The 21,790-nt window shown below is 31.5% G+C and carries 16 protein-coding genes, 7 tRNA genes and 1 riboswitch; of the genes, 7 read left to right on the forward strand and 16 right to left on the reverse strand.

Annotated elements, in window-relative coordinates; all coding sequences use genetic code 11:
• Positions 1 to 35: 35 nt before the first annotated feature.
• The 3 genes from B4G36_RS01325 to B4G36_RS01335 form a co-directional block, all read right to left on the reverse strand.
• Positions 36 to 1,604 (reverse strand): NAD(P)/FAD-dependent oxidoreductase, encoded by a 1,569-nt coding sequence (locus B4G36_RS01325; protein ID WP_291061410.1) that lies wholly within the window; start codon positions 1,602 to 1,604, stop codon positions 36 to 38.
• A 113-nt stretch (positions 1,605 to 1,717) separates the two neighbouring features.
• Positions 1,718 to 2,911 (reverse strand): aminopeptidase C, encoded by a 1,194-nt coding sequence (locus B4G36_RS01330; RefSeq protein WP_291061412.1) that lies wholly within the window; start codon positions 2,909 to 2,911, stop codon positions 1,718 to 1,720.
• Positions 2,912 to 3,271: 360 nt separating this feature from the next.
• The gene (locus B4G36_RS01335; protein ID WP_291061414.1) at positions 3,272 to 4,900 is read right to left on the reverse strand and encodes a hypothetical protein; all 1,629 of its coding nucleotides are present in this window, start codon (positions 4,898 to 4,900) and stop codon (positions 3,272 to 3,274) included.
• Positions 4,901 to 5,008: 108 nt separating this feature from the next.
• Between B4G36_RS01335 and B4G36_RS01340 the strand changes: the two genes are divergently transcribed.
• Positions 5,009 to 5,320 carry a DUF3817 domain-containing protein gene (locus tag B4G36_RS01340; RefSeq protein ID WP_125350851.1) on the forward strand — a complete coding sequence of 104 codons (312 nt, stop codon included), beginning with the start codon at positions 5,009 to 5,011 and terminating at the stop codon, positions 5,318 to 5,320.
• Positions 5,321 to 5,439: 119 nt separating this feature from the next.
• Here the strand turns inward: B4G36_RS01340 and B4G36_RS01345 are convergent.
• The 3 genes from B4G36_RS01345 to B4G36_RS01355 all read right to left on the reverse strand — a co-directional run bounded on the left by B4G36_RS01345 (position 5,440) and on the right by B4G36_RS01355 (position 5,727).
• A tRNA-Gly gene (locus B4G36_RS01345) sits at positions 5,440 to 5,512 on the reverse strand.
• Positions 5,513 to 5,538: 26 nt separating this feature from the next.
• Positions 5,539 to 5,622, reverse strand: a tRNA-Leu gene (locus B4G36_RS01350).
• Between the two features lie 32 nt (positions 5,623 to 5,654).
• Positions 5,655 to 5,727, reverse strand: a tRNA-Gly gene (locus B4G36_RS01355).
• A gap of 142 nt (positions 5,728 to 5,869) precedes the next feature.
• Between B4G36_RS01355 and B4G36_RS01360 the strand changes: the two genes are divergently transcribed.
• Together B4G36_RS01360 and B4G36_RS01365 are read left to right on the forward strand one after the other, a co-directional pair.
• Positions 5,870 to 6,244, forward strand: a complete 375-nt coding sequence (locus tag B4G36_RS01360) for a hypothetical protein (protein WP_125350484.1) — start codon at positions 5,870 to 5,872, stop codon at positions 6,242 to 6,244.
• 3 nt (positions 6,245 to 6,247) lie between these two features.
• Entirely contained in the window at positions 6,248 to 6,964 is a 717-nt protein-coding gene (locus tag B4G36_RS01365; protein WP_291047140.1) for a DUF2071 domain-containing protein, read from the forward strand.
• 1 nt (position 6,965) lies between these two features.
• Here B4G36_RS01365 and cobC read toward each other — a convergent pair whose 3' ends face one another.
• The 4 genes from cobC to B4G36_RS01385 all read right to left on the reverse strand — a co-directional run bounded on the left by cobC (position 6,966) and on the right by B4G36_RS01385 (position 10,175).
• Positions 6,966 to 7,526, reverse strand: a complete 561-nt coding sequence (gene cobC, locus B4G36_RS01370) for an alpha-ribazole phosphatase (RefSeq protein WP_291047139.1) — start codon at positions 7,524 to 7,526, stop codon at positions 6,966 to 6,968.
• Positions 7,511 to 8,287 (reverse strand): adenosylcobinamide-GDP ribazoletransferase, encoded by a 777-nt coding sequence (locus B4G36_RS01375; protein ID WP_221854148.1) that lies wholly within the window; start codon positions 8,285 to 8,287, stop codon positions 7,511 to 7,513. Before B4G36_RS01375 ends, cobC begins: the two co-directional genes overlap by 16 nt.
• Complete coding sequence (gene cobT, locus B4G36_RS01380) at positions 8,281 to 9,300, reverse strand: nicotinate-nucleotide--dimethylbenzimidazole phosphoribosyltransferase (RefSeq protein WP_291061416.1); 1,020 nt, start codon at positions 9,298 to 9,300, stop codon at positions 8,281 to 8,283. Before cobT ends, B4G36_RS01375 begins: the two co-directional genes overlap by 7 nt.
• 100 nt (positions 9,301 to 9,400) lie before the next feature.
• Positions 9,401 to 9,521: riboswitch (cobalamin riboswitch) on the reverse strand.
• A gap of 9 nt (positions 9,522 to 9,530) precedes the next feature.
• On the reverse strand, positions 9,531 to 10,175 hold the full coding sequence (locus B4G36_RS01385) for a hypothetical protein (protein WP_280062815.1): 645 nt from the start codon (positions 10,173 to 10,175) through the stop codon (positions 9,531 to 9,533).
• A 145-nt stretch (positions 10,176 to 10,320) separates the two neighbouring features.
• On the opposite strand from B4G36_RS01385, the gene B4G36_RS01390 reads away from it, so the two are divergent.
• From B4G36_RS01390 to B4G36_RS01405, 4 genes are read left to right on the forward strand one after another with little or no spacing between them, the layout of a single operon-like run.
• On the forward strand, positions 10,321 to 14,244 hold the full coding sequence (locus B4G36_RS01390) for a response regulator (RefSeq protein WP_291061418.1): 3,924 nt from the start codon (positions 10,321 to 10,323) through the stop codon (positions 14,242 to 14,244).
• Positions 14,245 to 14,255: 11 nt separating this feature from the next.
• Positions 14,256 to 14,612: a response regulator transcription factor gene (locus tag B4G36_RS01395; protein ID WP_291047135.1), complete on the forward strand. Its 357-nt coding sequence runs from the start codon at positions 14,256 to 14,258 to the stop codon at positions 14,610 to 14,612.
• Positions 14,613 to 14,616: 4 nt separating this feature from the next.
• Positions 14,617 to 15,681 carry a HEAT repeat domain-containing protein gene (locus B4G36_RS01400; protein WP_291061420.1) on the forward strand — a complete coding sequence of 355 codons (1,065 nt, stop codon included), beginning with the start codon at positions 14,617 to 14,619 and terminating at the stop codon, positions 15,679 to 15,681.
• A gap of 2 nt (positions 15,682 to 15,683) precedes the next feature.
• Positions 15,684 to 19,112, forward strand: a complete 3,429-nt coding sequence (locus tag B4G36_RS01405) for a sulfatase-like hydrolase/transferase (RefSeq protein ID WP_291061422.1) — start codon at positions 15,684 to 15,686, stop codon at positions 19,110 to 19,112.
• On the opposite strand, the gene B4G36_RS01410 is transcribed toward B4G36_RS01405, so the two are convergent.
• The 6 genes from B4G36_RS01410 to accD all read right to left on the reverse strand — a co-directional run bounded on the left by B4G36_RS01410 (position 19,109) and on the right by accD (position 21,785).
• On the reverse strand, positions 19,109 to 20,356 hold the full coding sequence (locus B4G36_RS01410) for a YaiO family outer membrane beta-barrel protein (RefSeq protein ID WP_291061424.1): 1,248 nt from the start codon (positions 20,354 to 20,356) through the stop codon (positions 19,109 to 19,111). The two genes, B4G36_RS01405 and B4G36_RS01410, sit on opposite strands and share 4 nt — an antisense overlap.
• Positions 20,357 to 20,446: 90 nt before the next feature.
• A tRNA-Leu gene (locus B4G36_RS01415) sits at positions 20,447 to 20,530 on the reverse strand.
• Positions 20,531 to 20,554: 24 nt separating this feature from the next.
• Positions 20,555 to 20,627, reverse strand: a tRNA-Gly gene (locus B4G36_RS01420).
• 29 nt (positions 20,628 to 20,656) lie between these two features.
• Positions 20,657 to 20,740 (reverse strand) — tRNA-Leu (locus B4G36_RS01425).
• A 35-nt stretch (positions 20,741 to 20,775) separates the two neighbouring features.
• Positions 20,776 to 20,848 (reverse strand) — tRNA-Gly (locus B4G36_RS01430).
• 88 nt (positions 20,849 to 20,936) lie between these two features.
• Positions 20,937 to 21,785 carry an acetyl-CoA carboxylase, carboxyltransferase subunit beta gene (accD, locus tag B4G36_RS01435; protein WP_115001651.1) on the reverse strand — a complete coding sequence of 283 codons (849 nt, stop codon included), beginning with the start codon at positions 21,783 to 21,785 and terminating at the stop codon, positions 20,937 to 20,939.
• Positions 21,786 to 21,790: the final 5 nt, after the last annotated feature.

Below are 21,790 nucleotides of genomic sequence, written 5' to 3' on the forward strand. Positions count from 1 at the left end.
ACATCTGTATTTTATTTTGAGTATTAAATATAAAACTATTTTTCGATAAAATTCTTCACAGCAATCGCAACTTTTGCTCCGTCCATTGCGGCAGAAATAATTCCACCCGCATAACCAGCTCCTTCAGCACAAGGAAATAAACCAGAAACTTGCGTATGTTCTAAGGTTTCTTCATTTCTCGGAATACGAACAGGCGAAGAAGTTCTGGATTCTGTTGCGACAATATTTGCGTTTTCGGTATAGTAACCATTCATTTTTTTACCAAATGTTTGGAAACCTAATTTCAAAGATTGATGAACTTCTTTTGGTAAAACTTCGCTCAATAAACCTGATGTTAGACCTGGTAAATAAGAACAATCATTCAATGAATTGGATAATTTTCCTGAAACAAAATCAGTCATTCGTTGCGCAGGCGCTTTTAATTTACCTCCACCAACTTGCCACGCTTTTTGCTCGACCATTTGTTGAAATTTCATTCCAGCCAAAGGTTCAGTAAAACCATATTTAGCAAAATCTTTTTCATCAACAGTTACAACCATTCCCGAGTTTGCAAAAAATCCGTCACGTTTGGAAGGCGACCAACCATTTACCACTAATTCTCCTTCATCTGTAGATGCGGGCGCGATAATTCCACCAGGACACATGCAAAAAGAGAAAACGCCGCGACCTGCTTCTTGTGAAACTAATGAATACGAGGCAGGAGGTAGAAATTCATTGCGCTCCGTTCCAATTGGACAATGGTATTGAGCAGAATCAATCAAGCTTTGGTGATGTTCTACACGAACGCCTAAGGCAAAAGGTTTTGCTTCAATTAAAACGTTCTTTTCATCTAACATTCTAAAAATATCACGAGCCGAATGTCCCGTTGCTAAGATCAAAGAAGAAGTTTTTATCTTTTTATCATGATTGATTTCAATTCCTTTGATTTGATTATTCTCGATGATAATATCCGTTAGTTTTGTATCAAACCAAACTTCACCACCACATTCGATAATTGCTTCGCGCATGTTAGCGATAATTCCAGGTAATTTATTTGTTCCGATATGTGGATGCGCTTCTTGTAAAATACGTTCTGTTGCACCGAAATGTACAAACCATTGCAAAGATTTCAGGATATTTCCACGTTTTGTAGAACGTGTATATAATTTTCCGTCCGAATAAGTTCCAGCGCCTCCTTCGCCATAACAATAGTTTGATTCAGAATTTACTTTTCCTTCTTTATTCATTGCTGCTAAATCACGACGACGATCACGAACATTTTTACCACGTTCGATGATAATTGGTTTCAGACCGTGTTCTATTAATTCTAACGCAGCAAATAATCCAGCAGGACCAGCACCAGCAATATAAACTTCGTGTTTGTTTTCTACATTTTGGAGATTTGGATGAAACTCGAAAGCATCAGAGAATTCTTCATTTACAAAAACATTGACTTGTAATTGGGAAATAATATTTCGGCTTCGTGCATCTAAAGAGCGACGAATAATTTGGTAAGCATTGATATTCTCCGGTTTTGTTTTAACAGCAGATGCTAAACGTTGTTTCAGAAGTTTCTCGTTTGCAGCTTCTGTAGGAGATATGCGTATTGTTACATTTTGAGGCATATTTATTGACTAAAAATTAGACTGCAAAAGTACATCAAACCATTTGAAATATTCGTTTTTAAACAAAAAAAGCTGTCTCATAAGACAGCTTTTCATTATTATATAAATTAAGATTATAATCCTAATTTTTTCAACGTTTGTTTTAGAACACCGTTTTTATGAACTAAAATATTTGTTGTTTTGTATTGAACAAAAGCTTTTGTTACATAAAGATATCCTTCGTAATCGTTAGTTAAACCCCAAGAGTTTTTCACGATATAGTAATCTTTTCCGTTTTGATCTTTCGCAATACCAACAATGTGCATTCCGTGATCATCAGTCGTTTGGTAATCATCAAAAGCAGCCTGACGCATATCTTCTGTAATTACTTTTTCTGGTTTTGGACCTTTGAACATATCTGCTTTTTGTTGCGCATTCATATCTGCAAAATCAACTTCTGGTACATACGCCACACCATTTTTCCAGCTAAATCCTTTTTCAGAAACGTCTGTTGCCCAAGCAACTGTAAATCCGTTTTTCAAAGCATAATCAATGTTGTCAGTCATCTCTGTCATCGGAACATTGTAGAAAGATTCGTACGCCCAGTTATCAGGAATCGCTAATACAAACGGTTTGTAATAGTCGTGATCTTTGAAAGATGTAATCGCAACATAATCGTTTGGATTAATTCCTACAACTTGATCAGCAAATGTACGTGGTGTATATTTTTTTCCGTTGTATGTGAATTCTTTTGGATATTCTCCTAAATAGCTATCCAAAACAGCTGTATAGGCTTTCTCCCAGTTTGGTGTTAATTTACCATTTGGATTTGCAACAACCGCTTTCAAAACTCCTTCTTGAATGGCAGCCATTTCACCAAATTGATTAATTTTTGTTCCATAATTCAGACCTGTATAAGTTTCCGTTGGAACAGCTCCATATTTTTTGATTGTATTCAAAACATCATAGAAAGAACCTCCGTCACCTAAAGTTGTTGCACCATGCATACGTACATATTGTTTTCCTTTCTCAACATATGTATTTCTCGCATTGAAAATTGGAGACAATTGAATAGGTTGTTTTCCCATTCTTAACATTTCTGATTCGAAGAAAGAATTTCCTGAATATGACCAACAAGTTCCTGATGAACCTTGGTTTTCTACTGGAGTTTTAGCTAAATTGATAACATCAGTAAATTTGAAAGCTTCTTTACTATTTTCACTAACATTTTTGTTCAAAGAATTAACTAAATTGTCTTGTGCAGACGCCAATTGAGCTGAAGCTAAAAATAAAGCTGAAGTTAAAACTGGATAAAAAATTTTACGCATTTTTAAATTTATTTTGTGTGAGTATTTTATAAGTAGCTAATTTCACGAAAATGTTAACAATAAACCTATAAAAATTTAAAGTTTTTTTAATAAAACTTCATAGTATTCATTCACACAATACATTTGGAAAGGTAAAACAACCTTGTTTGTGATAAAAGTTTCTTTACAGACATTACAAACAGATGTGTTTTAGATAAATGTAAGTTTACATTTATTACAAACGGACATGTTTTAGACTAATGTAGTCATAGATTTATTATAAACAACCTTGTTTGTAATAAAATTTTCTTTACGGACATTACAAACAGATGTGATTGAGATAAATGTAAGTTTACAGATGAACAAACTTTGTAATGTTTTTTAAAACTGACTTAATATCCCAAAATGGATTTTAGATTCTTTGAAGTCGAATGAAGTTTCGTCTGTTTTACCAACTGCATAACTCAAATTGAAAATTCCCATCTTCGTTAAAAAAGAAATTCCAGTTCCGAAACTTAACAATGATGTATTTAGATTTGCGCGTTTGTTATCAATAAAACCATAATCGGCGAAAAGTCCAATATAAAAAGCTTCGCTTGGAACAAAACGATAATCTGCACTCAAAAATCCGTACATATTTGTTGTAATACTTTCTTCGTTAAAACCTCTAAAACTACCAAAACCACCAATTCTGTACAATTCGTTTTCGGAGAAATCATCGTCTTTCGTGAGCAAACCTCTAAATTCTGCACCAGCTTTTAAGAAATGCTTTTTGGACAATTCGAATAAACGAAATGTTTTTAGACCAACTTCAACTTGATTGACGGTTTTATTTTCCAAATCTTCTGTCCACGAAAAATTCTTTTCCTTTTTACGAATCGAATTTACTGCAACATTCAACATCGATTTTCCTTCCATCAAACGAAAAGGATGTTTCAGGAAATAGTGATAACTCAAACCAAAACCAATTTTCGAATAATCGTCGTAGCTCGATTTTAGATAGGAATCATCTTCCAACAAAAAGTTAGACGATTGTATAATTCCGCTTACACCAATATTCGAGTTGAGGTTGAGTTGATAAAATAATCGCTCCGAAAAATCTAAATTCACAAAAACAGAATCTTGCTTGAAAAGCTTGAAATTCGTTTCCGAACCAATCGCAGATTTGAACAAATAAGGTACTTTAACACCAATATTCAACGACGTATTTTTGTTTGCTGTTCCAATCCAATTTAACCTGATTTCTTCCAAACTATTGAACACGTTGTTCAACGAAAGTTGTACATTTCCGTTCAATCTAAAATCGCCGTTATCATCTGTTCCAAAACCTAAAACACCATCAAAATAATTTGAATTTACTTTGCGAGGATACAAATATAAAATCGTAGAATCAGGCTTAAATAAAGTTTGTGGTAATTGCGCTTCTGCAATATAATTGGTTTGTTGCATTAATGTCGAAATTGTTGCCAACTTCTGTTCATTGTATACTTCGCCAGTTTTTATATTGAGTCCATGACGCAAATAACCTTTGGATAATTTTTCGTAACCAACCAATTTTACACCATCTATTGTTCGCTGATTTCCTTTGTCTAAAACCAATTCAATTTTCTGTTCATTTTGTTCAAAACCATTTGGAACAAGTTTTATTTGCGCAAACGGATAACCTTGATTAGTGTTGGTTGTTGCTATTTTATTTAGAATAGAATCTAAATTATTTGTTGGGAAATAATTATTTTTATTTTCGAACAATTCATTGTTTTTCACCCAAATTGTTTGGTACAATTTTCCTTTATTTAGATAAACTTTTTCATTTTTTATCGAATCAATCGTCAAAGTATAATAACCTGTTTTTTGAAGCGAATCTAAAGATGAATCAAGATTTTTGCTTTCGAAATCTTTTGTATACGATTTTGTATCATCATTATACCGTAAAAAATGATATGTTTTTTCTTGTCCAAAAAGAAAAATAGTTTGGATAAAAAAGAAGAATATGTAGCCTAAAAATCGCATTGTTGCTTATAATAACGTGTAAAATAGATGTTAAGTATTTGTTTTACTGATATCTATTAGTGTTCATGTGGAAATTAAAAATTATTTTTGACTTCAAATTTAAGATGAATGTTGAAATTATTTAAAATTACTGGATATTTAGAAGCTATTTCTGCGATAGTTTTGTTTTTTATCGCAATGCCAATGAAATATATTTGGGAAGATCCTACATGGGTAACACACGCAGGACGCGTACACGGAGGATTGTTTATAGCTTATATTATATTGGTTTATTTATTGAAAGAAAAATACAATTGGTCTTGGAAAATTTTTATGATCTTTTTTATCGCAGCAGTTATTCCTGGAGGAACAATTTGGGCGGAAAAAAGATTAATCGAAGGCAAAAAATATAAACAAATGTTGGCTGAAGAAGCGAAATAAGACAACGATTAGATAAAAAAGTAAAAACCTTAAACGTGATTGTTTGAGGTTTTTTTATGTTTTAGGAATCAAATTTTTCTAAATAAAAAAAGCCGAAGATTAATCTTCGGCTTTTACAGAGCGGGAAACGAGACTCGAACTCGCAACATTCAGCTTGGAAGGCTGACGCTCTACCAATTGAGCTATTCCCGCGTAAATTTTCAAATCAAATTAAAAAGTACCTCAGGCGGGACTTGAACCCGCACGTCCTAATGGACACAGGATTTTAAGTCCTGCGTGTCTACCAATTCCACCACCAAGGCAAAATTTGATTTTTGAATTTAATATTTCAAAGAGCGGGAAACGAGACTCGAACTCGCAACATTCAGCTTGGAAGGCTGACGCTCTACCAATTGAGCTATTCCCGCGTTGTGAGTGCAAATATAAGGTCATTAATATTACTTTTGCAAGTGTTTTTCGAATAAATTTTACAACTTTTTTCTAATAAATTAATTTTGAAATATTTGACTTGTTGATTTTTTTTGAGAAATTAGGGAATTGAATTATTTTATGGAGAAATTATTTATTTTTTGTGGTGTTTTTCTTCTTGTGATGAGTTGTAATTCTAAGAAAAAGTTTGAATCAGATAAATGGATTCCTTTTGAGGAAGGAGTTTACGGACAAAATTATCGTTATAAGATGTTGGATGATTTGGTTAATAATGTTTTAAAATTTGATTCATATAATTCAAATGGAACTTCAAAAAATGAGGTTTATAAATTGATTGGTAAGCCTGATGAAATTTTAGATAAAATGGAGGTTTATTTAATTCAAGAAAAAATTGGTAAAATTGATCAAAATGGAGAAATTAAACTTTATTTAAAATATAGTGATAATTTGACGTTGAATTATTGGAAAATACAAGAAACAACTTACAAAGAATAAATTATGAAAATCCCTACAATTTATGGTATTATAGAACGTAGAATGTTAATCAATTTTTGTGTAGAATCACACTATATTGAGACGATTTTACCTCAACCTTTTCGTCCAAAATTGTACAAAGGAAAAGCAATTGCTGGAATCTGTTTGATTCGATTAAAAGATATAAAACCAAAAGGTTTACCTGATTTTGTAGGAGTGAATTCTGAAAATGCAGCGCATCGAATCGCGGTTGAATGGGAAGAAAATGGTGTGACAAAAGAAGGTGTATATATCCCGATGAGAGATACTTCTCTAAAATTGAATACGCTTGTTGGTGGTCGAGTTTTTCCTGGGAAACATTATTTTGCGAAGTTTAATGTTATAGAAGAAAACGATAATTATCATTTAGATTTCACGAGTTCTGACGATACACGAATTGAAATTGATGCAAAAAAATCTGTTGAATTTAATTCGAATTCGATTTTCGAAACGTTGAATGAAGTTTCAAAATTCTTCGAGAATGGTTCAGATGGATATTCTCCGAATGGAAATAATTTTGAAGGTTTAAAACTCGAAACCTATAATTGTGAAGTAGAATCTTTGGAAGTTTTACATGTGAAATCAAGTTTTTTTGAAAATGAAACAATCTTTCTAAAAGGTTCTGTTCAGTTTGATAACGCAATTCTGATGACCAATATCGAACATGAATGGAAGTCGTTAGAAAAGATAAAATGTTTGTAGTTTATTCTTTGCTCAAAATAAAATCTTCCTCATTTGTTTTTCCTAAATTAAACTGAAACATTTCACCATAATTTATAGGTATTTTGAATGCATTTTTGATTGGTATTTGCAACAAATAACACCACATCAAACGGATGATTCCGCCATGTGTAACAATCAGCACTTTTTCGTGTTGAGTATTTCGTAATTCGTCCATAAAATTAAAAAGTCTTTCTGATATTTCTTGCATCGATTCACCATTTGGTGTTTTAGTTTCGACAAAATCGGCGTACCAAGGTTCTATTTCTAACGAAGGAATTTCGTTCCACGATTTCATTTCCCAATCTCCAAAATTGAATTCTTTTAATCGTTCATCAAAAATAATTTCATTCGAGAAAGTTTCTGCTAATCGTTGACAGCGACTCAGTGGACTTGAAAAAATTATCTCAAAGTCGTTTTCGATCTTAGTATGAATTTGTACTACTTCTTGATGAAAAGTATCAGCTAATTCCACATCAGTTTGTCCGTAACAAACCGATGAAGGAACATTAACTTTTGTATGTCGAATTACAGAAACTTGCATAGAATTAAAACGCCAAGATAAAACAAAACTTCGGTAACTTGTTGCACAGTTCCCAAGCAATCGCCTGTATATCCACCAATATATTTTTTGAAATACCAGCCCAAATAAACTTTTCCTATGTAACAAAGTGGTAATATCAACAAGAATTTCCATTCGCCAAAAACAATAAAAGGCACAAGACAGAAAAGAAAACTAATGATAAGATTTTTTATTGGAAGTGCTTTATTTGCCATCGGTTTTGATTTACTTTTGTCGATATCTGTCACATATTCGTGTGTATAAATCATCATTCCAGAAAAAAAGCGACTAACCGAATGTGCTGCAATCAAGCTGAAAATTATCAACCAAAAATTATTTTCTGCAATATGTTGAAGTGATGTGAATTTCAATAACAACAATAAGATAACACCAATTACACCATAAGCTCCAATTCGGCTATCTTTCATAATTGTCAAGATTTTTTCTTTGCCATAACCACCTCCAAAACTATCGCAAACATCGGTGAAACCATCTTCGTGAAAGGCTCCAGTCAACAAAACGCTTGTAATCATTGTGATAATAATGGCGATATCAATAGGTAAAATAAATTGACAAATCATATAAATCAATGCATTAAAAGCGCCAACCAATAAACCAATCGCTGCATAGTATTTCTGTGATTGATTCATGATTTCGTTGCTATATGGAATTTTGAACGGAATCGGAATTCGCGTAAAAAACATCAATGCGGTTAAAAAATAAGTGATTTCTTTTTTTAGCATTTCACTTTAGTTTCTTTGTTACTCACGCCTGCAGATTCGAAACTCGCCATATCATTGTAGAAATTTACCGCACTTTTGATAATTGGATAAGCCAACGCACAACCGGTTCCTTCGCCAACGCGCAAATTGATGTTCAGAATTGGTTCTTCGTTGAAATAATTCAATAAATATTGGTGTCCAGATTCATCACTTTGATGACAGAAAATAGCGTTATTTAAAATTTCTGGCTTTAATTTCGACGCAACTAAAATTGCAGCCGAAGCGATGTAACCATCAATCATCAACAGTATATTGTGTTCGTAAGCAGATAGCATTGAAGCTGTCATTTGAGCAACTTCAAAACCGCCAAAAGTGGCTAAAATTTGTTTTGGATCAGTAATTTTTCCATGTGTTTTCTTCGCTTCATTTAGAATATTCATTTTATTCTGTAATTGCTCATCATTCAAACCTGTTCCGCGTCCTACACATTGCTCCAAAGGTAAATCAGTCAAATAATGAACAAGCATTGACGAAGAAGAAGTGTTCCCAATTCCCATTTCGCCAAAACCAATAATATTTGTTCCGTTTTGAGCGATTTCGTTCACAATTGTCTTCGAATAATCAAAACATTGTTCCAATTGATCGAAGGTCATGGCAGGTTCGTACAAGAAATTTTTGGTTGATTTGGCTACTTTACAATTTTTCAAAACCGAATAATCCGCGAAATCATAATTTACACCAGCGTCAACAATGGTTAAATCAATCTCATTTTGATTACAAAAAACATTAATTGCCGCCCCATTATTTAGGAAATTAAAAACCATTTGAGGTGTAACTTCCGCAGGATACGCACTAACACCAGATTGCGCAATTCCATGATCGCTTGCGAAAACAATTAGATGTGGATTGATTAATTCTAACTGTTTTTTTTGTTGAACCAAACCAATTTTAAGTGCGGTTTTTTCTAATAAACCTAAGGCTCCTAGCGGTTTTGTTTTAAGATCAATAATGTGTTGAATTTCTTCTTTTTGCATTTTATACTAAACTAAATTTTAATAAAAAAATGCTTTCGAAATCAAGTGCAATCAATTCAACAAATAATAAAATACATGTAGTTTTGATTGAGCTTCAATCGCGAAAGCATCATCTAAAAAGTGGTCTGGCTTATAGTTTTTCTCTACTTACAGTTGCGCGACAGCTCGAGATTTGCACTCGATTCCCTTTTGTGTTAGCAAGGTAAGAAAATAATCATAAAAGCAAAAAACTATTCTTTAATAGCAATTATTCCTTGTATTCTTGGTTCTATTTCAATATCTCCCATAATAATTTCTTCCGCTACGAAATCTGCTACATTCAATTTTAATTTTTTTGGTAGATTTTTGCTTGTGTAATTTTTATTAATTTCTATGTTTTTTTCGTTTGAAGCTAATCGAATATCAATTGGTAAACCTTTTTGGATATCACATTTTATAGTGTATTCTTCACCAACTTTTAAAGTTTGTTCTATCAATTCACCATTAATCAATAATCGGAAAGTAGAAAACTCTTGAATTCTTGTGTTAGAACTTTTAGTAACAATTATTTTAAATTCAATCGATTCATTTTCTATAGAATTATTGATAGGTAAAGGATTATCATGACAAGCTGTATTATGTTTTTGAGCTTTTGATGAAGTACTCATTAATCCTAAAGCAGAAAAAATCATAACATTAGAAATCGTTTTCTTGAAAAGATTTTGACCTAATTGACTTGGATGAAAAATACCACAATGAACGTTTTTTTTCTGAAATTCATTTGAAATTTCGTCATTTGTGAAGTTAGAAAAGTCAGTGATTTTATGTTGACATTTCGTACAAAAATTATCATCTCGTAATTTTTCTTTGCATGGGGTTGGAATTGTGATTTTCATATTTTTTAAAGTTTAGATTTATAATAGAGATGATTTTATGAATAAAAAGGTTGGTTTGATTTTTAGAAATAATTGATTTCGAATATTTGGATTTATGTAATATCTTTAACCACCTCTACTTTCCTTTAAAATAGCTATTATTTAAATGGAAAATTATCCCATCCCAACGAACGAAAAGCAAAGATTGCAAGCGGTTTACGATTATAATTTACAAGCGCATGATAAAGACGAAGAATTAGAAGTTTTTGCAAATGCTGCGAGTTTGATTTGTAATGCGCCAATTGCGTTAGTTTCTGTTTTTGATGAAAACTATCAAGTGATTAAAGCAAATTGTGGAATCGAGGTAGATATTGTTCCGCGTCAACAAACGATATGTCAATTTTCTTTGGTAGAAAATGAAATTTTGGTGATTGATGATGTGACGAAATTTGAACCTGCAAAAAATATTGCTGGTGTAAAAGCCGCAAATATTCAGTTCTATGCTGGTGTTCCGTTGATTGATGACAATGGAAATGTTTTGGGGACATTATGTGTAAACGATCATTATCCAAGAACGTTAGACGAAAAACAACGCAATTTATTGATTCAATTAGGGAAAAATATTACAAAATTATTGGTCAGTAAAAAACGAAAAAAAGACGCTGCTTACTTTCAAAATATCTATAAAATTTCGAATAATTTAATTGGAGTTGCTGATATTAATGGTGTATTGAAATCAATTAACCCAGCTTTTAAAAAAGTTTTAGAAGTTAAAAATGACCAATTAATTCGTTCAAAAAATTTCTTAGACTTTGTTTCGGAAAAGGATAAGAAAAAAGTTCAAATGTTTTTGGCTGATTTGAAAACTAATTCAGGTTCTATTGACTTCAAATGTTTGATGTGTTCAATAGAAACGAAAGAAGAAAAAATGGTTGAATGGTATACTAAATTAAACACTTCGTATGATAACGAGATTTTCTTATTTGGACGAGATATTACACTTGAAAACTCTAAAAAGGAGGAACTAGAAAACAGTGAACGTAAGTTTAGAAATTTTTTCAATTCTTCGCTTGGTTTAATGACGATTCACGATTTGGATGGTAATATTTTATCCATTAACAAAAAAGGTTTAGAATCGATAGGTTATACTGAAGAAGAATCGAAAGATTTGGATCTTAAAAAATTAATCCCAAAATCTAATCAAAAAGAATATCAAATCTATATAGAGACGATTTTAAGTAAAAAGCAAGATTCTGGTTTAATGAGCTTGATTAAGAAAGATGGTTCGTTAACATATTGGTTATACAATAATATTTTGGACAAAGATAACGAAGGAAATCCTGTTGTAATGAGTACTGCAGTTGATATGACACAAAGGACTTTGTTGGAAAGAGATCTTAATCGTGTTCGTCAGTTACTAGATCATACGTACGAAGTTGCCAATGTTGGAGGTTGGAAATACGATTTAGTTAAGCAAAAATTAATTTGGACTGATATAACGAAAAAAATCCATGAAGTTGAACTAGATTATGAACCAAATGTAGAAACTTCACTCAATTTTTATGAAGCAAAAAGTAGTTATCCAAAAATAAAGAAAGCTTTTAGAGATGCGGTAGAAAAAGGAATCGGATATGATATGGAGTTGCAAATAGTTACCCAAAAAGGAAAAACAATTTGGGTAAGATGTAAAGGAATTCCAGAGTTCGTAAATGGAAAATGTGTTAGCGTTTTTGGAACTTTTCAGGATATTGATGAGAGAAAACGTTATACGTTAGAGTTGGCTCGACAAAAAGCTATTTTCGAAACATTTATTAATCATGTACCTGCATCTGTTGCAATGTTTGATAAGGATATGAATTATCTAACTTTGAGTAATCAATGGTGTGATGAATTTGTGATAAAAAAGAAAAATGTGATCGGAAAATCTCATTACGAAATGTACGATGTTCCAACAGAAAGAAAAGCGATTTATGAAGCTTGTTTGCAAGGCGAAAATTATTCGAATGAAGATATGATTTATCGCACACCAAAATATGATACAGATCAACACTATTCGTGGGCGATTCATCCGTGGTATATCAACAAAAAACAGATTGGTGGTCTGATTATGTTTTCGCAAAATATAACAGAATCTGTCAAGAAAAATAAAGAACTTAAAAAAGCCAAAAAGAATGCGGATATCGCTAGTAAGGCAAAGTCTGAGTTTTTAGCAAATATGAGTCACGAGATTCGAACACCTTTAAATGGTGTGATTGGTTTCTCTGATTTATTGTTGAAAACGCCACTTAATCCGACTCAAAAACAATATTTGAATTTTATTAATGATTCTGCAAATTCATTATTGTCAATAATAAATGATATTTTAGATTTCTCTAAAATTGAATCCGGTCGAATGGATGTTTTGATAGAAAAAAATAATTTGTTCGAGTTAGGAAATCAAGTAATCAATGTGATTCTTTATCAAGCCGAAAACAAAAAAATTGAATTATTGTTGAATATAGATAATAATTTACCTCAATTTATTTGGATTGATGAAGTTCGTCTAAAACAAGTTTTGATTAATCTACTTGGAAACGCTGTGAAATTTACGGATAGTGGAGAAATAGAACTAAAAATTAGTCAAGTTGAACCAATTGTAAAAGGAGAAAAAGTAAAATTGAGATTTTCTGTTCGTGATACAGGAATTGGTATAAAACCAGAAAAACAAGTCAAGATTTTTGATGCATTTACTCAAGAGGATAGCACTGTTAGTAAACGTTTCGGAGGAACTGGTTTAGGTTTAACAATTTCAAATAAGTTGCTAAATTATTTCGGAAGTCATCTAGAATTGCAAAGCGAAATAGATAAAGGTTCTACATTTTTCTTTGATTTAGAAGTTGATTACGAATATAATATTGAGCAACAATTTGATCATTTGGAAGAAATAAATCATGTGTTGATTGTAGATGATAATCAAAGTAATCAAATGATTTTGCAACATATGTTACAGTTCAAAAATATAACATCTGATATTGCAAATAATGGAATGGAAGCGCTACAGAAAGTTTTGAATGGCGATGTTTACGATGTTATTTTGATGGATTATCATATGCCGGTTTTGAATGGTTTGGAAACAATTCAGAAAATAAAAGAGTATTTCGTAACAAAGGATACAAAAACTCCTTTAGTGTTATTGCATAGTTCTTCTGAGGATGAATATCTAATTCAGAAAGCAAAAGAATTAGGAATTACTTCGCGTTTATTGAAACCAATTAAGTCGGAAGAATTGTTTGATACGTTGCGTAAAACAATTATTGATTCGAAAGAAATTCAAACCATAGAAATTGAAAATCAAGAAGAAATTTCGCAAGATTTTTCGAAACAATTTCATATTTTAATTGCAGATGATAATTTAGTTAATATGGCTCTGAATCAGCAAATTATCAAAAATATTGCACCAAATTCTATTTTGTATACGGCTGCGAATGGAGCGGAAGCCGTATCAATTTGTCAAGAAAATAAGATCGATTTAATTTTGATGGATATTCAAATGCCAGAAATGAATGGTATTGAAGCAACTAAGGTTATTCGTTTATTAAACAATTTTCAAGAAACTCCGATTATAGCAGTGACAGCGGGAAATGTAAAAGGCGAAAAGGAAAAATGTCTTGATGCTGGATTGAATGATTTTTTAGCAAAACCAATTCGAGAAAAAGATATTTTTGATGTTTTAGAAAAATGGTTAGATTTTTCTAAAAAAGAAAAGAATGAAACCAACGATTTTGGAAATCACCTTGATCTTTCTATGATAAATAATTATACGAAAGATGATGAATCATTTAGAAAAATGTTTATAGAAATAATTATTAATGAGTTAGAAAAATCTATACTAGAATTTGAAACTTATTCCAACAAACAAAATTTAGAAGGATTAAATCAATTAGGTCATAAAGTAAAAGGAACAGCAAAAACTGCTGGACTTACAATTTTGGCTGATTTAACCGAACAAATAGAAAAATCGACTTCAATCAATTACCTACAAGAAAACCAGCTGATTATTAAAGTAAAAACCGAAATAGAATTAGTTATTAACTATTTAAAAATTATTTAAAAACCAATATTATGCAGATTTTAATTGCCGAAGACGATGAATTGATTTTAAAAACAATAGAACACAAACTGAAAAAAGAAGGTTACAAAGTTGTTTTAACAAGAAATGGAAAAGAAGCTATCAGTAAGATTGAGGCTGAAGATATTGATTTGATTATTACCGATATTATGATGCCTTTTGCGTCTGGTTTGGAGATTATTAGTGCTGTTAGAAAAAGTAAGAATTCCGAAACACCAATGATTATTTTGTCTTCTTTAGGGCAAGAAGATGTGGTGGTGGAAGCATTTAATTTGGGTGCAAATGATTTTATGGTGAAACCATTTAGCCCTATTGAATTGTCTGTTCGCGTCAAGAAATTATTAAAATAAAAGCATGATTATCCTACAAATTATAACCTATACCGAGTTAATAGTAGGAATTTACATTCTACTTATTTTACTTTTTTTGATAATTATTTATACGTTATTGACAAGTATAATTGAAAATAAAATCATTACAAAGAAAAATAAGTGGAATGCTATTATTGATCAAGAAATTTATGAAACAATTTTGGATGATCAATCCAATTCGAATACTGATTTTACGGATTATTTGAAATCAAGTTCATTCAAACATTATTTTATCAAAAAATTACTAAAAGCGGAACAAAATTTTTCTGGAAATTCAAAAGAAAGTATTCAAAATTTATTTGACCATTATCAATTAAAAAAAATATCCTTACAGAAATTAAATAGTCAAAAAAATCATGAAATTGCTGAAGCAATACAGGAAGTTACGGCGATGAATAATGATGAAACTTTACCGAAAATCAAAAGTATGTTACAACATAAAAATGATTTAGTTCGATCTGAAGCTCAATATGGTTTAGCAAAATTTTCTGGTTTCGAAGGTTTATTTTTTTTAGACAATTTACAGGAACAATTGACGGATTGGCAACAGTTGAAATTGTTGGATGCAATTACAATTTTACCAAATATTGATGAGGTTGATACGATAATTTCAAATTGGTTAAAATCACCTAATCAAAGTGTGAAAATTCTAACAATGAAATTAATTCGCAAGTTTCAATTGTTGCAAATGCACGATTTGGTTGCAGATAATTTGCACGATTCTGATGAAAAAGTTGTGGAAGAAACGATTAAAACATTAGTCAGAATCGAAGATGATTCAACTTCAAAATTATTGATTGAGCAATATGAAACATGTAACGAAAAGTTTCAAATTCAAATTTTAAAAGCTTTAGAAAAAATCTCAAATCCAGAAAATAACACATTTTTAGAAACTCAAGCAAAGGAAAATCCATCATTTTCTGTCAAAAAAGCAAGTGTAAGAGCGTTAAATAATTGTTGTTCAAAAACCAATTTACAAAAACTTGCACATCAATCAAACTCTCCTGAATTAAAACAAATTATTAATCAAATTATCCAAGAAAACTAATCATGAATTGGCTAGAAACGGCTTTCGATTTTTTTATTTACGGCTTCCTTTTTTATTCAATCCTATTAATTTTAGTCTATGGATGGATAGGTTTTTATGCAAAAGGAGCGATAAAATCTTATATCCGAAAAAACAGTTTTACGGATTATTCGATTATTGCAACATCACCAAATGCACCTACTTTTAGCCTTATTGCACCCGCTTATAACGAAGGTGCAACGATTGTGGAGAACGTACGTTCTTTATTGTCGTTGTATTATAATCAGCTCGAAATTATTATTGTAAATGATGGTTCCAAAGATGATTCATTGCAACGATTAATTGAAGCGTATGATTTGATTAAAATTGATTATTTCGTTGAAGGAAATATCGAAACAAAACCAATTAATTCGATTTATAAAAGTACAAATCCTGTTTTCAAGAAATTAATTATTGTTGACAAAGTAAATGGAGGAAAATCGGATGCGCTAAATGTCGGAATTAACATTGCAACAAACGATTATATTGTTTGTATTGATGTCGATTGTATTTTAGAACAAGATGCGATTCTGAAGCTTGCGAAACCTTTTATGGATGAAGCAAAAGCAAAAGTAATTGCATGTGGAGGCGTAATTCGTTTGGTGAATAATTGTACCATTGTTGACGGAAAAATTGTCGATGTTAATTTACCAAAAACTCGTTTAGGAAGAGCACAAGCGTTAGAATATATTCGTGCATTTCTTTTGGGAAGAATGGCGTGGTCGCGCGCCAATGGTTTGATGCTGATTTCGGGTGCTTTTGGTGCTTTTGATCGTGAAACTGTACTCCAATGTGGCGGTTATGATCACGATACAGTTGGTGAAGATATGGAGCTTATTGTGCGAATGCGACGTTATATGCACGAGCAAAAATTGGCCTATAAAGTAGTAAATATTCCCGATCCTCTTTGTTGGACAGAAGTGCCAGAAAGTAAAGAAATTTTAACCAAACAACGCAATCGTTGGATGCGTGGAACGATAGAAACATTGTGGAAACATCGTATTTTATTTTTCAATCCGAAATATGGAAAACTTGGAATGATGAGTTATCCGTACTGGTTTTTCTTCGAATTTTTAGGACCGATTATCGAATATATTGGTTGGATCATTTTCGTTGTTTTATTCTTTTTAGGTTTAATTAATTGGCATATTTTCTTTCCTTTAATGGCTTTTGTATTGCTTTATGGAATTTTATATTCGATTTATGCTATTCTGATTGATTTAATGACGTATAACGTTTATTACAAGAATGGTGATATTCCGAAGTTATTTTTTACGGCGTTTATAGAGCCTTTTACATTTCATCCGTTGGTTGTGTTGTCAGCAGTGAAAGGCGTGAAGGATTTCTTTCTGAAAAATAATTCGTGGGGAGAAATGACGCGACAAGGTTTTGGTAGAAATCAAGCGAAAGAATTGTCTATTTGGCAAAAAATGAGACTTGGATTCATGAATCTAGTTCAGCAAACTACGTTTATTTCGTTGGTTTATTTGTTGCTTTTTGGATTGTCATCAATTCTTGAATTTTATCTTTATCAAGAAAATCTCTCAACAACTTCTAATCAAACTTTATTTTTTGACTTATTCGTACATAATATCGATTTTGCTTTAGATAGTATTTTTGTGGTAAGTTTTAAATATTTTTTACTGCAATTTTATTCGATAAGTTGGGCAAAAAAATGGATCATTTTTACGTATTCTTTTTTAATTATTTCGAATATTTTATTGATTAAATATTTTCAAACAACACTCAATTTATTAGGTTCAGATTTGTTTTCTTATACGTTCGAAGAATTGAAATTAATTATTGGAGCATCAGGTGTTGTCAATACAATAAGTATCCTTTTATCAATTGCTGTAATTGCTATTTTAACAACGATATTTATTTACAGTTATAGATTAAAAATTAACCAAAAAATTCTTCAATTACCATTAATAATTTTGAGTTTTTTATCGCTTATTGTTCCAATTAATTTGGATTTAAAAAGTTCTCAAAATGATGAGTTTTCATCTAATCTAATTTTGAGTAAATCGTCTTATTTTTTCTCAAACTCGATTGAACAATATGCAGAAGATAAACTTTCGGAAATTGATTTTTTAAATTCAAATTCGAGTTCAAATAATGAAGATAATCGACATTATTTTGATAAAATTAATTATCCATTTTTGTATCAAGATGAGAACAAAAATTTCTTCGCGGATCAATTTAATTTAACAACAGAAAAACCGAATGTTGTTTTTATTGTGATTGAAGGTTTGGGACGAGCTTTTAGTAACGAAAGTGCATATTTAGGTTCTTTTACACCATATATTGATAAGCTTTCGAAAAAGAGTTTGTATTGGGAAAATGGATTAAGTACGACGGGAAGAACATATGGAGTTTTACCTGGATTGACGGGGTCTTTGCCATTTGCTGAAAATGGTTTTATGGAACAAAAGAGTTTACCTCAACATTACAATTTGTATAATTTGTTGAAAAGTAATGGTTATAAAACGGGGTATTTTTACGGTGGCGATGTTGATTTCGATTTTATGTCAAAATACTTGAATTATTCGGGTGTTGAAACAATTATTGATGAAAATGATTACGAAAATAATTATGCAAAAATTCCGTCGAATAATGGATTTTCTTGGGGATTTGACGATCATTCAGTGTTTAAAAAATATTTAGCAACACAGGAAGAAAATAATCAACCATACTTTAATGTTTTGATGACGTTAGCAACGCATAGTCCTTTCTTAATAAACAATGTTGAGAAATATAATAAACAGTTTGAAACGTTGATTAAATCTCGAAATTATGATGCGACAACTTTGACGACAGTAAAAAAATATAAACAACAATTGGTGACTTTTTTGAGTGTTGATGAAGCTGTAAAAAACTTTTTCGAAGCTTATCAAAAACGTTCAGATTTTAATCAAACTATTTTTGTGATTACTGGAGATCATCGAATGCCAGAAGTTCCGATGGAAACAAAGATTGATCGTTTTCATGTTCCGATTATTGTTTATTCTCCTTTGTTAAAGTCACCGAAAAAGATGTCAAATATTGTGACGCATTTTGATGTTGCACCAACTTTTGTGACATATTTTAGAGATTCGTATAAACTGAAATTACCGAATTATGTGACTTGGATGGGACAGAATTTAGAAAACGGTAAAGCGAATTACAGAAAACAAGGCGTTCCGTTAATGCAAAATAAAAATATTTTAGACGATTATATTTTTCAAAATTATCATTTGTCAGGAGGGAAGTTATATCGAATTGAAAAGAATTTAACCGAAGATGTTGAACAAAATTCGAAGATGGAAACAGAGTTGAAAAATCGATTGAAAAGCTTTAAAACAAAAAACCATTCTTTGAAAAATACTCAAAAAATGGTTCCTGATTCTATATTTAATCGTTATATCAATTAGAATTTTCGGCTGTACGAAACGCTTACATCAAATTGATTTCCTTTTTGATTTGGACGATATTCTTGATTGTAATAATTCGCACCAATTGAAATTAAGTTTAATTCACTGATCGAAAAATTATAATCTGCTCCAATTTTGAAGGACTTCAGTTTGTAAGTTGTATCTTCTAAAAGATTGTTGTTAAAATCTTCTGGTGAAATTCCTGTACCAATAGCTAAGCTTAAATAATTGCTTGCATCGCCAGTATAATAACGAGTTGTGAATGTATACGAATGCGAAATATTGTTGTTGCTTGGCGTTACAAATGCACGTAAATTGAACCAATAATTTTTATAATATTTACCGATAGATCCTGTGAACATCCAAACATCATCCGAAAAATGAAGTTGACGATAACCTAATTCAGCTTCGAAACTTTTAGGTAAATTAGCGTAAAGAGAGGCTCCTGTGCGATATTTAGGAAAAATTCCATCACTATCCGAATATCCACCGCCAACATACATATAAAATGTCTTAGAAAGTCTTGGATAAGCTTCTACTTCGTATTGAACACCGTTATCTTTAAATTTGTTTGCGTAATTTACTTTAAAAATCAACGAACCAAGTGAAGTTTGTCTTTTATAACTAACCGAAACTTGATGCCAATCATCTACAAATTGCTTGTCAAAATGTGAGTAATTATAATTCACACTAATTGCATTTTTAGTATTATTTATTTCGATTCGATTTGCTAATTCGCGCGCTTCTGTATTTTTAGGGTTAATTGCTAATAATTCTTTGATTGTTTTTGAAGCTTCTTCATAAGCATTGCTTGAATTAAGAACTTTAGCTTTTAACAACAATAATTCTTCATTTTTAGGATATTTAATTAATCCACGATCAATGATAGAAACGGCTTCTGTATAATTATCATTCCAATATTCAAGTGACGTGTAAGCTAAATAAAAATCGGTAGAAGGATCCATGTTTTTTTCAACATTCTGAAAAACTTTTCTCGCTTCTTCGGTTTCATCATTCCATGTATATATTCGTCCCAAAAAAACAGCGATATCTGTATATTCCGGAGATTGATCTAAAGCTTGTAATGCAAGTTTCTTGGCAGTTGCATAATCTTTTTCTTCGAAAGCTTTGTAACGCGCTTCTTGAAATAAATCATCCGAACTTTTCAATTCTTGACTATACGAAAATAAAGGTAAAAAGGTAAGAGTAAAGAGTGTCTTTCTTAGAAATGATTTTTGAATCATGTGATAAAAACGTACTTTATTATGAGGATAAAGATATAATTATTTAGAGCATAAAAAAAGCTCAAGAAAATAAATTCTTGAGCTTTGTTGTACCTCAGGCGGGACTTGAACCCGCACGTCCTAATGGACACAGGATTTTAAGTCCTGCGTGTCTACCAATTCCACCACCAAGGCATCCACTTCTAAGAAAGAAGTTAGAGCGGGAAACGGGACTCGAACCCGCAACATTCAGCTTGGAAGGCTGACGCTCTACCAATTGAGCTATTCCCGCGTGTAAATTGTAAAAATCAAATTAAAAAGTACCTCAGGCGGGACTTGAACCCGCACGTCCTAATGGACACAGGATTTTAAGTCCTGCGTGTCTACCAATTCCACCACCAAGGCAAAATTTGATTTTTATGAATTTTTATATTTCAAAGAGCGGGAAACGGGGCTCGAACCCGCGACCTCAACCTTGGCAAGGTTGCGCTCTACCAGCTGAGCTATTCTCGCGATTGGAGTGCAAATATATAAAATCAATTTCTAATAATCCAAATCAAATTTGAATAAAATTTTAAAAATATATTTGCACTTATTTTAATTAGTTGATAGGCATTAACATATCAGCTACTTCTTTTATTTTATCTTTCATCTTTTTACGATGAACGATCATATCAACGAAGCCTTTTTCTAATAAAAATTCAGAAGTTTGGAATCCTTCTGGTAAATCTCTACCAATAGTTTCTTTGATAACACGTGGTCCAGCGAATCCAATTAATGCTCCTGGCTCTGCCATGATAACGTCACCAATTGATCCGAAAGATGCTGTAATTCCTCCAAAAGATGGATTTGTTAAGATTGTAATATAAGGAATGTTGTTATCTGCTAATTGAATTAATTTAGCTTCTACTTTAGCTAATTGCATCAACGAAATTGCAGCTTCCATCATACGTGCACCACCAGATTGTGTAATAATTACGAATGGAGTTTTGTTTTTGATAGAATAATCAATTGCACGTGCAATTTTTTCTCCCATTACAGATCCTAAAGAACCTCCAATAAATTTGAAGTCCATACAAGAAATTGTAATGTCACGTCCATGAATTTTTCCAGTCGCATTGCGAATAGAATCTGTCATTCCCGTTTTCTTTTTAATCTCTTTTAAACGATCTTTATAAGGTTTTGTATCTGTCCAATTTAATGGGTCTTTACTTTCTACTTTTGTATCTAATTCTGTGAATTTACTATCATCAAATAAGATATCGAAGTATTCTTGAGAACCAATTTGTACGTGATGATCATCCTCTGGACTTACATACGCATTTGCTTTTAGTTCTTCAGTTTCAATAATTTTTCCTGATGGTGTTTTGTACCATAAGCCTTTTTTAACGTCTTTTTTAGACTCTGTAGGCGTTGTAATATTTTTCTTGCTTCTAATAAACCAAGGCATATTCT

Source organism: Empedobacter sp. UBA3239, assembly GCF_002362875.1.
Classification (GTDB): Bacteria; Bacteroidota; Bacteroidia; order Flavobacteriales; family Weeksellaceae; genus Empedobacter; species Empedobacter falsenii_B.

Bases quoted from the DNA above. Each gene is read 5' to 3' on its own strand.
- B4G36_RS01325 (WP_291061410.1), bottom strand. From the start codon at position 1,604: ATGCCTCAAAATGTAACAATACGCATATCTCCTACAGAAGCTGCAAAC.
- B4G36_RS01330 (WP_291061412.1), bottom strand. From the start codon at position 2,911: ATGCGTAAAATTTTTTATCCAGTTTTAACTTCAGCTTTATTTTTAGCT.
- B4G36_RS01335 (WP_291061414.1), bottom strand. From the start codon at position 4,900: ATGCGATTTTTAGGCTACATATTCTTCTTTTTTATCCAAACTATTTTT.
- B4G36_RS01340 (WP_125350851.1), top strand. From the start codon at position 5,009: ATGTTGAAATTATTTAAAATTACTGGATATTTAGAAGCTATTTCTGCG.
- B4G36_RS01360 (WP_125350484.1), top strand. From the start codon at position 5,870: ATGGAGAAATTATTTATTTTTTGTGGTGTTTTTCTTCTTGTGATGAGT.
- B4G36_RS01365 (WP_291047140.1), top strand. From the start codon at position 6,248: ATGAAAATCCCTACAATTTATGGTATTATAGAACGTAGAATGTTAATC.
- cobC (WP_291047139.1), bottom strand. From the start codon at position 7,526: ATGCAAGTTTCTGTAATTCGACATACAAAAGTTAATGTTCCTTCATCG.
- B4G36_RS01375 (WP_221854148.1), bottom strand. From the start codon at position 8,287: ATGCTAAAAAAAGAAATCACTTATTTTTTAACCGCATTGATGTTTTTT.
- cobT (WP_291061416.1), bottom strand. From the start codon at position 9,300: ATGCAAAAAGAAGAAATTCAACACATTATTGATCTTAAAACAAAACCG.
- B4G36_RS01385 (WP_280062815.1), bottom strand. From the start codon at position 10,175: ATGAAAATCACAATTCCAACCCCATGCAAAGAAAAATTACGAGATGAT.
- B4G36_RS01390 (WP_291061418.1), top strand. From the start codon at position 10,321: ATGGAAAATTATCCCATCCCAACGAACGAAAAGCAAAGATTGCAAGCG.
- B4G36_RS01395 (WP_291047135.1), top strand. From the start codon at position 14,256: ATGCAGATTTTAATTGCCGAAGACGATGAATTGATTTTAAAAACAATA.
- B4G36_RS01400 (WP_291061420.1), top strand. From the start codon at position 14,617: ATGATTATCCTACAAATTATAACCTATACCGAGTTAATAGTAGGAATT.
- B4G36_RS01405 (WP_291061422.1), top strand. From the start codon at position 15,684: ATGAATTGGCTAGAAACGGCTTTCGATTTTTTTATTTACGGCTTCCTT.
- B4G36_RS01410 (WP_291061424.1), bottom strand. From the start codon at position 20,356: ATGATTCAAAAATCATTTCTAAGAAAGACACTCTTTACTCTTACCTTT.
- accD (WP_115001651.1), bottom strand. From the start codon at position 21,785: ATGCCTTGGTTTATTAGAAGCAAGAAAAATATTACAACGCCTACAGAG.